Source organism: Halomonas sp. PA16-9 (assembly GCF_009728585.1).
In the GTDB taxonomy this organism is placed as follows: domain Bacteria; phylum Pseudomonadota; class Gammaproteobacteria; order Pseudomonadales; family Halomonadaceae; genus Vreelandella; species Vreelandella titanicae.
On the sequence record NZ_CP040451.1, the window covers coordinates 193,144 to 208,364 of the forward strand.

Consider the following 15,221-nt stretch of genomic DNA (forward strand, 5'->3'; position numbering starts at 1 on the left):
ATTAATTGGCTAATGGGAGAAAACGTCACGTTTAAGCGGCATCTGTACCGAAGTAGGCCTCGATGACCTCAGGGTTATTCTGGATGTCGTTGATATGCCCCTCCACCATCACACTGCCCTGAGCCAGCACGATAACCGGGTCGCAAAGGCGGGCAATCATCTCCATGTCGTGCTCAATGACCAGAAAGGTGTAACCCATTTCGCGGTTGAGCCGCTCAATATTGCCGATCAAATCACCCAGCAGGGTGCGGTTTACCCCGGCGGCGATCTCATCAAGTAGCACTACCTTGGCGTTGGTCATCATGGTGCGGCCAAGCTCCAGCAGCTTCTTTTGCCCTCCGGACAAATTACCCGCCAGCTCGTTGCGCACATGGTGCAGGCCAACAAAGTCGATGACTTCCAGGGCGCGGCGGCGCACCTCCGCCTCTTCTCGCTGCACTTTGCCGGGCTTTAGCCAGGCACTGAAAAGGTCTTCACCGGCTTGCTTGGGCGGTACCATCATGAGGTTTTCCAGCGCGCTCATCTGGCTGAACTCGTGGGCGACCTGAAAGGTGCGCAATAAGCCGCGATGAAAGCGCTGGTCGGCGCTGAGCGAGGTAATGTCTTCTCCATCAAGCAGCACATGGCCGCTGTCAGGGGTCAGGGCGCCAGCAATGAGATTAAACAGGGTTGATTTACCTGCGCCGTTGGGGCCAATCATCCCGGTAATGGAGCCCTTCTCCACTTGAATGGAGCAGTCATTAATCACCTGTAGGCCGCCGAACGCTTTGTTGACTCGCTGTACTTCAATAAGAGGGGTCATGGTGTCTCCACGCGATACAGGCGGCTAATTAAGCCGCCTGCACACTGTTATTAAGTTATTTGTCGTGGTTTTTTCAGCCACCGCTGGCTGGCTGCAAAGGCACCAATAATGAGCAGCGCGCCGAGGGTGGGGATAAGATAGCCATCCACCTGAGGAATGGTGCGTAAAAACACAAAGGCTACGGCGGCGGGGGCCACAAAGCGCACCAGAAACCGCCAGAATTTAAACCAAGTGACGCTGCTGCCCAGTTCCTTCATCACTTCGCTCTGGGTTAGCGCCCAACCGGCGAATAGGGCTATCAGCAGGCCGCCCACCGGCATAAATATATTGGTGAGTAGCTCGATAAACTCAAACGCACTGCGCCCAAACAGGCTATGGAAAATCGTCCCCTCGGCCCAAATGTTGAAGCTAACCACGGTCAACAGACCCATTGCCCAAGCGGCGATGACCATAACTGCGACCGCCTGGGGGCGAGTCATGTCAAAGCGCTCCACCAGGAACGCCGCGACGGGCTCAATCAGCGAAATAGAGGAGCTGATAGCGGCGCCGAGAACCAGGATAAAGAACACACCGCCGACCAAAGCGCCAAATGGCATCTCGGCAAACGCCAGCGGAAGGGTAACAAAACATCAGCCCAGGGCCTTGTCCGGTTTCTAACCTGCGCCAAACACCAGGGCAAAAATAGCCAGGCCGCCACCATCGCCACGGCGGTATCGACAATGGCGACGGCAAAGGCGGTGCGGGTCAGTGAGACATCGCTGGGCATGTAGGCGCCGTAAGCCATGATGGCTCCCATGCCCAGGCTAAGGGTGAAGAATGATTGGCCCATGGCCTGCAGCCAGCCTTCAAGGCTGAGGTCGGCGATATTAAAGGTAAACAGGAAGCTGGCAGCGGCACCTATATCGCCATTCACTACGCCGTAGGCCAGCACTACCAACAGAATCACAAACAGCGCGGGCATCATAATGCGCAGGCCTGATTCGATGCCTTTATGAATCCCCATGCCGACAATCAGCGCGGACGCGGCAATGAAAAGGGTGTGATAGAGCGTCATTAGGCCAGGGGCGGCCAGTAGTGCGTCAAAGCCAGTGCTAATGGTCTGAGCGTCGGCACCGACCAGTGAGCCGGTCAGCATCAGCCAAGTGTAGTGAATCGCCCAGCCGGCAATCACCGAATAGAAGCTTAAAATCAAAAACGCCGAGGCAGCGCCCAGCCAGCCGATCGTTTCCCAGGCCGAGAGGTGCCATGGGTTTTGGTCAGGTGCCGCATACCCATAATCGGGCTCTGGCGGCTGGTGCGACCCAGCATGATCTCGGCAATCAGAATCGGTATGCCAACGGCGAAGATCGTCAGTGCGTAAACCAATATAAAGGCACCGCCACCGTTTTCACCGGTGAGGTAGGGGAAGCGCCATAGATTGCCCAAACCGACGGCGGAACCAACGGCGGCGAGAAGAAAAGTGCCTTTATGCGTCCAGACGTTATGACCGCTCATGGGTAAGAGTGTCCGTGTTTGGGCGTCAGGATGGGGGTAAGTATCCAAACACCTGTATGAATGTAGCGATGTCAGCGTGCCTTGGACGCGCTGAATTTAGCGTCACTGTGCGATAGAACGCGGCACCTTTCCAGCGTATTAGCGTTTAGGCTGCGTTTAGGGAAGTATCTTGGCAGCTATTGAGCGGTCATGAAGTGTGGCAACGAGGCATAAAAAAACCCGCTTTCGCGGTTTTGGGTACTGACTGCTTGGAACGGATTACTTCTTGCTGTAACGCTTACGCTCGGTTTCTTTCAGCAGCTTTTTGCGCAGGCGGATGTGCGCCGGCGTGACTTCGACGAGCTCGTCAGAGTCGAGGAACTCGATGGCCTGCTCCAGGGAGAACTTAACCGGCGGGGTTAAGACGATGTTTTCATCGTTACCGGTGGAGCGCATGTTGTCGAGCTTCTTGCCTTTGGTGGGGTTAACCACCATGTCGTTAGCGCGGTTGTTGATACCGATCAGCATGCCTTCGTAAACTTCCGTGGCGTGATCGATAATCAGCTTGCCGCGCTCTTGCAGCGCATACAGCGCATAGGCAAGGGCTTTACCGTCGACCATCGAAACCAACACGCCGTTGCGACGCTCGATAGAGGCTTCAGGCTTCAGCGGGCCGTAGTGATCAAAGCGGCTGGTCAGGATGCCGGTGCCCGAAGTCAGGGTCAGAAACTGGCCACGGAAACCGATCAAGCCGCGGGCAGGAATGATGAAGTCCAGGCGAACCCGTCCTTTACCGTCCGGCAGCATGTTGGTCATCTCACCTTTACGGTAGCCCAGCTCTTCCATGATCGAGCCTTGGTGCTGCTCTTCACAGTCGATGATGACCTCTTCGTAGGGCTCCTGCTTCTCACCGTCGATCTCTTTGATGATGACTTCAGGGCGGCCTACGGCCAGCTCAAAGCCTTCACGGCGCATGGTTTCGATCAGCACCGAGAGGTGCAGCTCGCCACGGCCAGAAACCTTGAACTTCTCAGGGGTTTCGCCCTGCTCAACGCGCAGGGCCACGTTGTGAATCAGCTCTTGATCAAGGCGATCCTTGATGTTGCGGCTGGTCACAAACTTACCGTCTTTACCGGCGAACGGTGAATCGTTGACCTGGAAGGTCATTGAAACGGTCGGTTCGTCGACGGACAGTGGCGGCAGCGCTTCGACCTTGGCCGGATCGCATAGCGTATCCGAAATCGACAGATCGTCGATGCCAGTAACACAGACGATGTCGCCCGCGGTGGCTTCGTTGGTGCTGCACGCGCTCAAGGCCCATATGGGTCATGACCTGACCGATTTTGCCCTTACGCACATTGCCGTCAACGCCGATGATCGACACCTGCTGGTTCGGTTTCACCGCGCCACGCTTGATGCGACCCAGGCCGATAACGCCTACATAGCTGTTGTAATCCAGCGCAGAGATCTGCATCTGGAAGGGGCCGTCAAGCTCAACCTTCGGCGGCTCGACGATATCGACGATGGCCTGGAACATGGGATCCATGTTGTCCGCCAGCTCTTCAGGATCCATACCGGCAATGCCGTTTAGGGCAGAGCAGTAGATGATTGGGAAATCGAGCTGTTCGTCAGACGCACCGAGGTTGTCGAACAGGTCAAAAATCTGGTCGATAACCCAGTCAGGGCGTGCGCCGGGACGGTCAATTTTGTTGACCACCACGATCGGCTTCAGGCCTTGGGCGAATGCTTTCTGGGTCACAAAGCGGGTTTGCGGCATCGGGCCATCAACGGCGTCTACTAGCAGTAGCACCGAATCGACCATTGACATGACGCGCTCAACCTCGCCGCCGAAATCGGCGTGCCCAGGCGTATCCACGATGTTGATGTGGTAGTCGTTACCTTGGCTGTCTTGCCATTGAATGGCCGTATTCTTGGCCAAAATGGTAATGCCACGCTCTTTTTCCTGATCGTTTGAGTCCATGATGCGCTCTTGACCTTCTGCTTTACGGTCAAGGGTGCCGGACTGGCTCAGGAGCTTGTCGACCAGTGTGGTTTTACCATGGTCAACGTGGGCTATGATCGCGACGTTGCGCAGGTTATTAACCGCGCTGGAGTTTTGCTGGTTTTGCATGCTGAGAGAGAACTCTTGTGAACACCCGTTCGTCCACGGGTCGGAAAATGCGGGTCGCAAGGGCTGGCAATTTGCCGACCATCTTGGCTCAGGGCTTGCGTCCAATAGCCATTCTACCATGTCGAAGGCTTCGCTGATATTACTGCCTCTCATATCAACCTTGGTCTAGGAATGTTTTCGCCATGAACCTCCATCCGCTAGACTAGCGCTTTTCCCACTGGGGCAGGAGCATGACCATCGGCAACCTGATGCGTTTGTTAAGCGATGGCGAGGTTCACTCTGGCGAGCAGCTGGGTGAAGCGCTGGGTATTTCTCGTGCGGCGGTGTGGAAACAGTTAAAAAAACTGGAAGCACTAGGGGTGGAGGTAGTGGCGGTGAAAGGCCGTGGCTACCAGCTATCCCAGCGCCTGGAGCCCTTGGAGGGCGCCAAAATCGTGGAGCGGCTGCCCGCACAGGCGCGCCACCACCTTGCGCGCCTGTTTGTTGAGGACCAGTTACCCTCCAGCAATGAGTATCTGCGCCAACGCTTTGAGCAGGGCGCCGGGCATGGCGAAGTGTGCCTGGTTGAGCTGCAAACGGCGGGACGTGGGCGCCGTGGTCGTGTCTGGTCGACGCCCTGGGGTCAGAGCTTAATGCTATCGCTGGGCTGGCGCTTTGAGTCGGGTATTGCGGTGCTGGAGGGCTTGAGCTTGGCGGTAGGCGTTGTCGTTGCCCAAGTGCTTGAGCAGCATGGTGTGGCGCCGAAGCTTAAGTGGCCTAACGATATCCTGCTCTCCGAGCAGGGTGATGGCCCAGGCGACGAGTTAGGCAAGCTGGCCGGTATTCTTATCGAAGTGACCGGGGATGCCGCAGGCCCCTGCGAAGTCGTCATTGGTATGGGCATGAATCTTTGGCTGCCCGCTGCCCAGCGGGCAGCGATCGACCAACCTGTTGCGGCGCTTTTCGAGCGACTGCCGGATATCTCGCGTAATCAGTTGGCCTCAGACGTAGTGTCGGGCCTGCTGGCGATGCTGGCTAACTTTGAACAACATGGCTTTGCCGCCTGGCGGGATGCGTGGAATCAGCGTCACGCCTATGCGGGGCTGCCGATTAGAGTGATTCAAGGACAGCAGACCAGCGATGCGATCGCCGGAGAAGTGGATGAGAGTGGTAACCTCTGGGTTGCCGAAAATGGTCACTCGCGACGCCTAGCCGGCGGTGAGATCAGCGTGCGCAGGCGTTTATGATTCTGGATCTGGATATCGGCAACACGCTGTCTAAATGGCGGCTCAAGGATGCCGAGAGTAGCGAGATACGTTCCCGCGGGGCTGTGTGGACCCGGGAGGAGTGGCGCCCAGGGGCTGATATTCCCGACCTGGACGTGGTCGAGGCGGTGCGTATATCAAGCGTTGCCAGGGCAGCCGTGCTGGAAGAGACGGTCGCCTTGTTGCGCCGCCGGGTGCGTCATGTGCACGTGGCGCACTCAACCCATGAGGCACTAGGCGTGGTTAATGGCTACGAAGAGCCGGGGCGTTTAGGCGTCGATCGTTGGATGGGGGCGCTGGCGGGCTATCAGCTAGCAGGCGGTTGCTGTGCGGTGGATTGTGGCAGCGCGATTACTATCGACTTTGTGCTGCCAGGCGGCCAGCACCTGGGCGGCTTTATTATCCCCGGTCTTCGCCTGATGAAAGAGAGCCTGAAGCTGGGTACTCGCAATGTGGCCATCGACCCTGAAAGTGAGGCCGATGAGTTGCTGGAGCCAGGACGACGCACCGTTGATGCGGTTAATCATGGTATTTATATGGCCGCCGTCAGTGCCATTAACCGCATTTATAGCGAAGTGTGCGATCAAGAGGGTGTGGCGCTGCCAATGCTGTTGACGGGGGGCGATGCGCGCGTTGTCTCACGGGGAGTGCAGGTGCCTCATGCGGTGTGGCCGGATATGGTTTATGGCGGCTTAGAGGCGTGCTTTCCGATGACTTTCGCCGAGCGTGCGGGCAAAATGTCGGGTGCGCCGCGGGTGCCTGAGCCGGTAGCGCTAGAAAAGATTCGCGCGGCACTTGCATTCTCCATGCTGCTTTGACAGAATGCAGCGCGTTCCAAGGCAGGCAGAAGATGCACTGGCATCGCAAGCTACGATAAATTAAGTAAATATCTAGCTTGACACTGTTTTGGAGGCTGGCATAATGTGCCGCCACAGTTGGAGAGGTTCCCGAGTGGCCAAAGGGAGCAGACTGTAAATCTGCCGCGAAAGCTTCGAAGGTTCGAATCCTTCCCTCTCCACCAAGTTTATCAGGCGCTGAACTGTTCAGTGTTTGGGAATGAAAAGCCGGTAAGCGGGCGTTAGCTACTGTTTCTCGTGCAGCGGATTGTCATTCTATAGGCAAGTTCGGGGGCGTAGTTCAATGGTAGAACCTCAGCCTTCCAAGCTGATGGTGCGGGTTCGATTCCCGCCGCCCGCTCCAGTTGATGTGTTTAGCTCATGTAGCTCAGGGGTAGAGCACACCCTTGGTAAGGGTGAGGTCGACGGTTCAATTCCGTCCATGAGCTCCATATTGCAGATCAAGCGAGCGAAGCTCGCTTTTTTTGTCTCTGCGTTTGGGTGGGTTTTTGTGACGCTTGAGCGTAAAGAAGGGGTTGTCAGGTGTGGGATTCTCCGCTACCATGGCGCCCGCTGTTGTATAGGCGGTCGAAAAGACGCTTGTTAGCAGAAGTAAGAAGCAAAAAGTAGATAGACGTTAGAAAGTCTAGAAAGTACGAAGATAGAAAGTCAGTACGAAGATAGAAAGTCAGTACGACGATACAGGCCAGTAGCTCAATTGGCAGAGCAGCGGTCTCCAAAACCGCAGGTTGGGGGTTCGATTCCCTCCTGGCCTGCCAGCCTTCCCAGGTTGGTATGTCTTTTTCCAAAATTCTTTTATCGTTCGCCGCACCCTGAGGAGTCTCGTTTTTATGAAGCCTGGTTCTGTAAAACATGGCGCCGAGGTGCAACAGACGCGCCATGACGGGCTCAAGTGGGCGGCGGTCGTAGCGCTGCTTGTCGTTGCTGTTGTTGGTAATACCTATTTCGCCGATATTGGCCTGCTCTACCGCGTGCTTGGTGTGGTGGTGTTGTGTGTGATTGCGGGTTTGATCGCGCTAACCACTACCAAGGGTCGTGATTTAGTAGAGCTTGCCAGAAGCGCCAAGAAAGAGATTCAGCGCGTTGTATGGCCGACCCGAGCCGAAACCATTCAAACCACGGCCATTGTGCTAGTGGCCGTTTTGGTGGTGGGGCTAATGCTGTGGTTGATCGACACTCTTCTTGGCTGGGCGATGTCCGGCGTCATTGGTTAGGAGCTTTCATGTCCAAACGTTGGTACGTCGTTCACGCTTATTCTGGCTTTGAAAAGCATGTCATGCGCTCATTGATTGAGCGTGTGAAGATGTATGGTATGGAGGATCGCTTTGGCGAAATTCTGGTGCCGACCGAAGAAGTTGTCGAAATGCGTGACGGCAAGCGGCGCAAGAGCGAGCGCAAATTTTATCCCGGCTACGTGCTAGTCGAGATGGAAATGGCCGACGAAACATGGCATCTCGTCAATGAGACGCCGCGTGTTATGGGCTTTATTGGCGGAACAAAAGAGAAGCCAGCGCCAATCACTTCTCGCGAAGCAGATGCCATTTTGCTGCGCGTTAAAGACGGTACTGATAAGCCGCGGCCTAAGACGATGTTTGAGCCGGGCCAATCAGTGCGTGTTGTCGACGGGCCGTTTGCCGATTTCAACGGTGTTGTCGAAGAAGTTAATTATGAAAAGAGTCGTCTGCATGTCAGTGTGCTGATCTTCGGGCGCTCTACACCTGTTGAGTTAGAGTTCTCTCAAGTTGAGAAAGAGTAACGGGTGAGTAGTAAATAGTAAGTAAGCGGTAAGTTTTAATTCGTGTGAAATGGCTGGTTCAGCTGTTTCACTGGTACCGGGGAGCCTTCGGGCGCTATTACCCAACTGGAGTGTTAAAGATGGCCAAGAAAGTACAGGCTTATATCAAACTGCAGGTTGCTGCAGGTAAAGCCAATCCAAGTCCGCCGGTAGGCCCTGCGCTGGGTCAGCACGGCGTGAACATCATGGAATTCTGTAAGGCGTTCAACGCTGCGACTCAAGAAATTGAGCCGGGCCTGCCGACGCCAGTCGTGATCACCGTCTACTCTGACCGTAGCTTCACGTTCGTCACCAAGACGCCGCCTGCTGCCGTGCTGCTGAAAAAAGCCGCTGGCATCAAGTCTGGTTCTGGTGAGCCGAACAAGAAGAAGGTCGGCACCGTAACGCGTGAACAGCTTGAAGAGATCGCCAAGGCTAAAGAGCCTGATTTGACGGCTGCGAATCTCGATGCCGCTGTACGCACCATTGCTGGCAGCGCTCGCAGCATGGGCCTAAACGTGGAGGGTCTCTGATCATGGCTAAACTGTCTAAGCGTGCGAAAATCATTCGCGAAAAAGTAGACACTACTAAAGCCTACTCTATTGAAGAAGCGGTAGCGCTGCTCTCTGAGCTGTCTACAGTTAAATTCAAAGAGTCTGTTGATGTTGCCATCAACCTGGGCGTTGATCCACGCAAATCCGACCAGGTTGTACGTGGCGCTACCGTCATGCCTAACGGTACCGGTAAAGACGTACGCGTTGCAGTCTTCACCCAGGGTGCCAATGCCGATGCCGCTAAAGAAGCCGGCGCCGACATCGTGGGTATGGACGACTTGGCTGAGCAAGTGAAAAAAGGCGTGATGGATTTTGACGTCGTTATCGCTTCGCCAGACGCCATGCGCGTTGTGGGTCAGTTGGGTCAGATTCTAGGTCCGCGTGGCCTGATGCCTAACCCGAAAGTTGGCACCGTAACGCCCGATGTGGCGACAGCGGTCAAGAATGCCAAAGCGGGTCAGGTGCGTTTCCGTACCGACAAAAACGGCATCATCCACACTACCCTGGGTAAAGTGGATTTTGACGCCGCAGCAATTAACGGCAACCTGGAAGCACTGGTTGCTGACCTGAAGCGCCTCAAGCCGAGCGCCTCTAAAGGTATTTACTTCAAAAAAATGACCCTGTCTACTACTATGGGCCCGGGTTTAACAATCGATCACTCTGCTTTCGCGTAAGCGAGTAATCGTTGGTTTTTTTGTAAGAACCGAGCAAGAACTTTGCGGTCCCCCGTTTGGTGGCTATCACTGGCCGGGGCATCGTCAAAGACCGCAGGTGCCGCGCTTGATAAGTACGCAAGTACTTACAAGGGCGGCTTAATTGCCCTATAAGCGCCTGCGCAGATGGTGTGGCCGCCAGTTGGTTAAGCTTAAGACGGCTTTCTGGTGAGCACCATCCCCAAGGCTTCCCGCTTTGCAGCGCTTTTAGCACAGCAGAGTGGGGAGAGATGGTAACCACCGGAACCTTCCTGGGTTCCGGCACGAAGGAGTGATCACTGTGCCACTAGCACTTGAAGGCAAGAAAGCGATTGTTGCCGAGGTCAGTGAAGCGGCCAAGGGCGCACTCTCCGTCGTAGTTGCTGATTCTCGCGGCGTTACGGTTGGTAAAATGACCGATCTGCGCAAGCAGGCGCGTGAGAATGGTGTAGAGCTGCGTGTTGTACGTAATACGCTGGCTCGCCGCGCTCTCGAGGGCACTCAGTGGGAGTGCTTGAACGATAGCTTCGTTGGTCCTACGTTGTTGGCCTTCTCTACTGATCATCCGGGCGCTGCCGCTCGTCTGTTCAAAGAGTTTGCTAAAGCGGACAAGAACTTCGAAGTAAAAGCGTTGGCCTACGAAGGTGAGCTGATTCCGGCTGCTGACATCGACCGTCTGGCAACCCTACCGACTCACGACGAAGCAATTGCCAAGTTGATGTCGGTAATGAAAGAAGCCTCCGCTGGCAAGCTGGTTCGTACTCTGGCCGCTCTGCGCGACCAGAAGCAAGAAGCTGCATAAGCAGTTCTTCTTGCAGGTGGCGTAAACGGTTTAACCAGGGCGCTGCCTGAACCGAGCAATGAATCCTGAGTCCTCGGCTGACCGAGACTCCCGCAAAGTTAGGAATGAAACAATGGCACTGTCTAAAGACGATATCATCAATGCTGTAGCCGACATGACCGTAATGGAAGTTGTCGAGCTGATCGAAGCAATGGAAGAGAAATTCGGCGTTTCTGCTGCCGCTGCCGTAATGGCTGGTCCGGCTGCTGGCGGCGAAGTAGCTGAAGAACAGACTGAGTTTGACGTAGTTCTGACCGCTGCTGGCGACAAGAAAGTTAACGTGATCAAAGCAGTACGTGAGATCACTGGCCTTGGCTTGAAAGAAGCTAAAGGTGCTGTTGACGGCGCTCCGGCGACCATCAAAGAAGGTCTGTCTAAAGACGACGCTGAAGCAGCTAAAGCCAAGCTGGAAGAAGCGGGCGCAACCGTCGAGCTCAAGTAAGCCTTGTGCGGACGGCTTTACGCGCTGCGTGAGCTTCCACGGCTGGCGGCGGGATTTCCCGCTGCCGGCCTTTTTCTGTTGTAGCTGATGTTGGACAGTCGATGATATTGAACAACAGCAGTGCTGCTCATTGAGAGCAGCCACGACAGAAACGTAACAGCGTTATTGAAGATGGCGTTATTGAAGATAGTGTTATCGACGACTGAGTTATCGAACTAGATTTTCGACGGCGAGCTACCGATTTAGGAGCTTGCTGTCTGCGTCTGACGAAGCCCGCCGGGCAGCGATGACCACGCATCGGTCACCCATGGTGAACAAGCTGGGGAATACAGATGGCTTACTCATATACTGAGAAAAAACGCATCCGCAAGGATTTCGGCAAACTGCCCCAAGTGATGGATGTGCCTTACTTGCTGGCGATCCAGCTTGATTCCTATTACGACTTCCTCCAGCAAGATCGTTCGCCCGACGAGCGTCACGAGGTCGGTCTGCACGCGGCATTCAAGTCCGTGTTTCCGATTGAGAGCTTCTCCGGCAATGCAGCGCTTGAGTATGTCAGCTACCGCTTCGGTACGCCGGCGTTCGATGTTAAGGAGTGCCAGCTGCGCGGCGTGACTTACTCCGCCCCGCTGCGCGTCAAGGTTCGCTTGATCATCTATGATCGCGACTCCTCGAACAAAGCAATTAAAGATATTAAAGAGCAAGAGGTCTACATGGGGGAAATCCCCCTGATGACTGAGAACGGTACCTTTGTTATCAACGGTACTGAGCGGGTTATCGTCTCCCAGCTCCACCGCTCGCCCGGTGTGTTCTTCGATCACGACAAAGGTAAGAGCCACTCTTCCGGCAAGCTGCTCTATTCAGCTCGCGTGATTCCTTATCGTGGCTCCTGGTTAGACTTCGAGTTTGACCCCAAGGATAACGTTTTCGTACGTATTGACCGTCGCCGCAAGCTGCCGGCCTCGGTACTGATGCGTGCGCTGGGGATGAACACCGAAGAGATCCTGGCCGAGTTCTTTGAAACCAGCGTCTTCCACATTGAGAAATCCGGTTTCTATGTTGAGTTGGTTCCGTCGCGCCTGCGCGGCGAGACAGCTACTTTCGACATCAAGGATGGCGAAGGCAATGTGATCGTTGAAGAGGGGCGTCGGATTACCCAGAAGCACATTCGTCAGCTTGAAAAAGCCGGCCTTGAGCGTCTGGACGTGCCGATGGAGTACCTGTTCGGCAAAACGCTGGCTAAAGATCAAATCGACTCCAAAACAGGCGAGCTGATCTGCCCGTGTAATACCGAGATCACTCCCGAGGTGCTTGAGCGCATGGCCCAGGGTGGCATTACCTTGGTGGAAACGCTCTACACCAATGATCTCGACTGCGGTTCATTCATTTCCGACACCTTGAAGCTGGATGCTACTAATTCCGCGCTTGAAGCGTTAGTCGAAATTTACCGCATGATGCGTCCCGGCGAACCGCCCACCAAAGAGTCTGCCGAGACGCTGTTTAACAACCTGTTCTTCTCTGAGGACCGCTACGACCTGTCTGGCGTTGGCCGCATGAAGTTCAACCGTCGCCTGCGTCGTGATACTGACACGGGCTCCGGCGTACTGGATCGCAAAGACATTCTTGATGTGCTGCGCGAGCTGATCAGTATCCGTAACGGCTTCGGTGACGTTGACGATATCGATCACCTGGGTAACCGCCGTATTCGCTGTGTGGGCGAGATGGCAGAGAACCAGTTCCGCGTAGGCCTGGTGCGTGTAGAGCGCGCCGTGAAAGAGCGTCTTTCCATGGCGGAAAGCGAAGGCCTGATGCCCCAAGACTTGATCAACGCCAAGCCGGTCGCGGCGGCGGTGAAGGAGTTCTTCGGTTCCAGCCAGCTTTCGCAGTTTATGGATCAGAACAACCCGCTTTCTGAGGTTACCCACAAGCGTCGTGTGTCGGCACTCGGCCCCGGTGGTTTGACCCGTGAGCGTGCTGGCTTCGAAGTACGTGACGTTCACGCCACGCACTACGGGCGTCTATGCCCGATCGAAACGCCAGAAGGCCCGAACATCGGTCTGATTAACTCGCTGGCCACATACAGCCACACTAACAGCTACGGTTTCCTCGAAACGCCGTACCGTAAAGTGGTTGATCGTCAGTTGACCGACGACATCGTTCACCTCTCGGCGATCGAAGAGGGCGATTTCGTTATTGCCCAGGCGTCAGCGGCGGTAGATGAGTCCAACAAGCTAAGCGATGATCTGGTTCAGGTGCGTCACCGCGGTGAGACCACCTTTATGCGTCCCGAGCAAGTGACGCTGATGGACGTATCACCCCGTCAGGTCGTCTCGGTTGCAGCGGCATTGATTCCGTTCCTGGAGCACGATGACGCCAACCGCGCCTTGATGGGTTCTAACATGCAGCGTCAGGCGGTACCGACCCTGCGTGCCGATAAGCCGCTGGTGGGTACCGGCATGGAGCGCTTTGTTGCCCGTGACTCCGGCGTCTGTGCGGTGGCCAATCGCGGCGGCGTGATTGATTCCGTCGATGCGCGTCGTGTCGTGGTACGGGTTAATGAAGATGAAATCATCGGCGGTGAAGCCGGCGTTGATATCTACAACCTGACCAAGTACACCCGCTCGAACCAGAACACCTGTATGAACCAGCGCCCCATCGTGCGGCCTGGCGACAGCGTGGCACGTGGCGATATTCTCGCTGACGGCCCGTCGGTGGATATGGGCGACCTGGCGCTGGGCCAGAACATGCGTATCGCGTTTATGCCCTGGAACGGTTACAACTTCGAGGACTCCATCCTGCTTTCCGAGCGGGTCGTTCAAGAAGACCGTTTCACCACGATCCACATTCAGGAACTGACCTGTGTGTCCCGCGACACCAAGTTGGGCTCGGAAGAAATTACCTCCGATATCCCTAACGTGGGCGAGTCTGCGCTCTCCAAGCTGGATGAAGCGGGCGTTGTCTACATCGGTGCCGAAGTCGGCCCGGGCGATATTCTGGTCGGTAAAGTAACGCCGAAGGGTGAAACCCAGCTGACGCCTGAAGAGAAGCTGCTACGTGCCATCTTCGGCGAGAAAGCGTCTGACGTTAAAGACACCTCCCTGCGTGCCCCCACCGGCATGAAAGGTACGGTCATCGACGTTCAGGTGTTTACTCGTGACGGCGTTGAGAAAGATTCACGCGCCCTGTCGATCGAGCGCACTCAGCTTGACGAAGTTCGTAAGGATCTCCAAGAGACTTACCGTATCGCCGAAGACGCCACTTTTGAGCGTCTAAAGCGTACCCTTGACGGTCAGGCTGTTAACGGCGGCCCGAACCTCAAGAAAGGTGACGTGCTCGACGAGGCATACCTGGATGAATTGCCGCGTCAGCAGTGGTTCAAACTGCGCATGCAGGATGAGTCCTACAACGAGCTGCTGGCACAGGCCGACGAACAGCTGGAAACCCGTCGTAAAGAGATGGACGAGCGCTTTGAAGATAAGAAGCGCAAGCTGACCCAGGGCGACGATCTCGCACCGGGCGTGCTAAAAATCGTCAAAGTCTATATGGCGGTTAAGCGTCGCATCCAGCCGGGTGACAAGATGGCCGGTCGTCACGGTAACAAAGGTGTTATCTCGGCGATTATGCCCATCGAAGACATGCCGTTTGATGAAAAGGGCGAGCCGGTTGACGTGGTGCTGAACCCGCTGGGCGTACCGTCGCGTATGAACGTCGGTCAGATTTTGGAAACCCACCTGGGTATGGCGGCACGTGGCTTGGGCGTCAAGATCGAAGCCATGCTGCGCGACGCACGTGGACAGCAAGTGGCCGAGATCCGTGATTTCCTGGGTCAGATCTACAATACGCAAGGTACGCGCGTTGAAGATCTCGACTCCCTGACGGATGACGAGATCATCGCCCTGGCGAAGAACCTCAAAGGTGGTGTGCCTATGGCCACGCCGGTGTTTGACGGTGCCAAAGAGCACGAAATCAAGCACCTGCTGAAGCTGGCGGACATCCCCGAGTCGGGTCAGATGGCCCTGTTCGATGGCCGTACCGGTGATGCTTTTGACCGTCCGGTCACCGTTGGCTACATGTACATGCTGAAGCTTAACCACTTGGTAGACGACAAGATGCATGCGCGTTCTACTGGTTCTTACTCGCTGGTTACCCAGCAGCCCTTGGGTGGTAAGGCGCAATTCGGTGGTCAGCGCTTCGGTGAGATGGAAGTGTGGGCGCTGGAAGCTTACGGCGCTGCATACACGCTACAAGAGATGCTCACCGTCAAGTCGGACGACGTCGAAGGCCGCACCAAGATGTACAAAAACATCGTGGATGGCGACCACACCATGCAGGCAGGCATGCCGGAATCCTTCAACGTACTCGTGAAGGAAATCCGCTCGCTGGGCATCGATATCGAGTTAGAGAGCTAGGA

Annotated in this window: 10 protein-coding genes, 4 tRNA genes and 2 pseudogenes; 13 read left to right on the plus strand and 3 right to left on the minus strand. The window is 55.6% G+C overall.

The features are described 5' to 3' along the window. Positions 1–31 precede the first annotated feature (31 nt). The 3 genes and pseudogenes from FDY98_RS00840 to typA all read right to left on the minus strand — a co-directional run bounded on the left by FDY98_RS00840 (position 32) and on the right by typA (position 4,406). Positions 32–802: an ABC transporter ATP-binding protein gene (locus tag FDY98_RS00840; protein WP_027958792.1), complete on the minus strand. Its 771-nt coding sequence runs from the start codon at positions 800–802 to the stop codon at positions 32–34. A 50-nt stretch (positions 803–852) separates the two neighbouring features. Further along, positions 853–2,296: pseudogene (locus FDY98_RS00845) on the minus strand (sodium-dependent transporter). Between the two features lie 258 nt (positions 2,297–2,554). After that, positions 2,555–4,406, minus strand: a pseudogene (typA, locus tag FDY98_RS00850) (translational GTPase TypA). A gap of 230 nt (positions 4,407–4,636) precedes the next feature. Here typA and FDY98_RS00855 point away from each other — a divergent pair. The 13 genes from FDY98_RS00855 to rpoB all read left to right on the plus strand — a co-directional run bounded on the left by FDY98_RS00855 (position 4,637) and on the right by rpoB (position 15,219). Further along, a complete protein-coding gene (locus FDY98_RS00855; RefSeq protein WP_009288153.1) occupies positions 4,637–5,632 on the plus strand; it encodes a biotin--[acetyl-CoA-carboxylase] ligase in 996 nt (331 codons plus the stop codon). Beyond that, complete coding sequence (locus FDY98_RS00860) at positions 5,629–6,468, plus strand: type III pantothenate kinase (RefSeq protein ID WP_009288152.1); 840 nt, start codon at positions 5,629–5,631, stop codon at positions 6,466–6,468. Before FDY98_RS00855 ends, FDY98_RS00860 begins: the two co-directional genes overlap by 4 nt. A gap of 119 nt (positions 6,469–6,587) precedes the next feature. Then, positions 6,588–6,671 (plus strand) — tRNA-Tyr (locus FDY98_RS00865). A gap of 105 nt (positions 6,672–6,776) precedes the next feature. Then, positions 6,777–6,850: transfer RNA gene (locus FDY98_RS00870), tRNA-Gly, on the plus strand. A 13-nt stretch (positions 6,851–6,863) separates the two neighbouring features. Beyond that, positions 6,864–6,938: transfer RNA gene (locus tag FDY98_RS00875), tRNA-Thr, on the plus strand. A gap of 251 nt (positions 6,939–7,189) precedes the next feature. Continuing rightward, a tRNA-Trp gene (locus FDY98_RS00880) sits at positions 7,190–7,265 on the plus strand. A gap of 72 nt (positions 7,266–7,337) precedes the next feature. Beyond that, positions 7,338–7,721, plus strand: coding sequence for a preprotein translocase subunit SecE (secE, locus tag FDY98_RS00885; protein WP_008959179.1), 384 nt, complete (start codon positions 7,338–7,340; stop codon positions 7,719–7,721). A gap of 8 nt (positions 7,722–7,729) precedes the next feature. Beyond that, a complete protein-coding gene (gene nusG, locus FDY98_RS00890) occupies positions 7,730–8,263 on the plus strand; it encodes a transcription termination/antitermination protein NusG (RefSeq protein WP_008959178.1) in 534 nt (177 codons plus the stop codon). Positions 8,264–8,382: 119 nt separating this feature from the next. Beyond that, positions 8,383–8,814 carry a 50S ribosomal protein L11 gene (gene rplK / locus FDY98_RS00895; RefSeq protein WP_027958795.1) on the plus strand — a complete coding sequence of 144 codons (432 nt, stop codon included), beginning with the start codon at positions 8,383–8,385 and terminating at the stop codon, positions 8,812–8,814. A gap of 2 nt (positions 8,815–8,816) precedes the next feature. Beyond that, entirely contained in the window at positions 8,817–9,509 is a 693-nt protein-coding gene (rplA, locus tag FDY98_RS00900; RefSeq protein WP_027958796.1) for a 50S ribosomal protein L1, read from the plus strand. Positions 9,510–9,828: 319 nt separating this feature from the next. Continuing rightward, a complete protein-coding gene (gene rplJ, locus FDY98_RS00905) occupies positions 9,829–10,329 on the plus strand; it encodes a 50S ribosomal protein L10 (protein ID WP_022520871.1) in 501 nt (166 codons plus the stop codon). A gap of 112 nt (positions 10,330–10,441) precedes the next feature. Then, positions 10,442–10,810 (plus strand): 50S ribosomal protein L7/L12, encoded by a 369-nt coding sequence (rplL, locus tag FDY98_RS00910; RefSeq protein ID WP_022520870.1) that lies wholly within the window; start codon positions 10,442–10,444, stop codon positions 10,808–10,810. A 332-nt stretch (positions 10,811–11,142) separates the two neighbouring features. After that, entirely contained in the window at positions 11,143–15,219 is a 4,077-nt protein-coding gene (gene rpoB / locus FDY98_RS00915; protein ID WP_022520869.1) for a DNA-directed RNA polymerase subunit beta, read from the plus strand. The last annotated feature ends 2 nt before the right edge of the window (positions 15,220–15,221 follow it).

Excerpts from the sequence above, each read along its gene's own strand:
- secE (WP_008959179.1), top strand. The coding sequence starts at position 7,338 with ATGAAGCCTGGTTCTGTAAAACATGGCGCCGAGGTGCAACAGACGCGC.
- FDY98_RS00855 (WP_009288153.1), top strand. The coding sequence starts at position 4,637 with ATGACCATCGGCAACCTGATGCGTTTGTTAAGCGATGGCGAGGTTCAC.
- FDY98_RS00860 (WP_009288152.1), top strand. The coding sequence starts at position 5,629 with ATGATTCTGGATCTGGATATCGGCAACACGCTGTCTAAATGGCGGCTC.
- rpoB (WP_022520869.1), top strand. The coding sequence starts at position 11,143 with ATGGCTTACTCATATACTGAGAAAAAACGCATCCGCAAGGATTTCGGC.
- rplA (WP_027958796.1), top strand. The coding sequence starts at position 8,817 with ATGGCTAAACTGTCTAAGCGTGCGAAAATCATTCGCGAAAAAGTAGAC.
- nusG (WP_008959178.1), top strand. The coding sequence starts at position 7,730 with ATGTCCAAACGTTGGTACGTCGTTCACGCTTATTCTGGCTTTGAAAAG.
- FDY98_RS00840 (WP_027958792.1), bottom strand. The coding sequence starts at position 802 with ATGACCCCTCTTATTGAAGTACAGCGAGTCAACAAAGCGTTCGGCGGC.
- rplK (WP_027958795.1), top strand. The coding sequence starts at position 8,383 with ATGGCCAAGAAAGTACAGGCTTATATCAAACTGCAGGTTGCTGCAGGT.
- rplL (WP_022520870.1), top strand. The coding sequence starts at position 10,442 with ATGGCACTGTCTAAAGACGATATCATCAATGCTGTAGCCGACATGACC.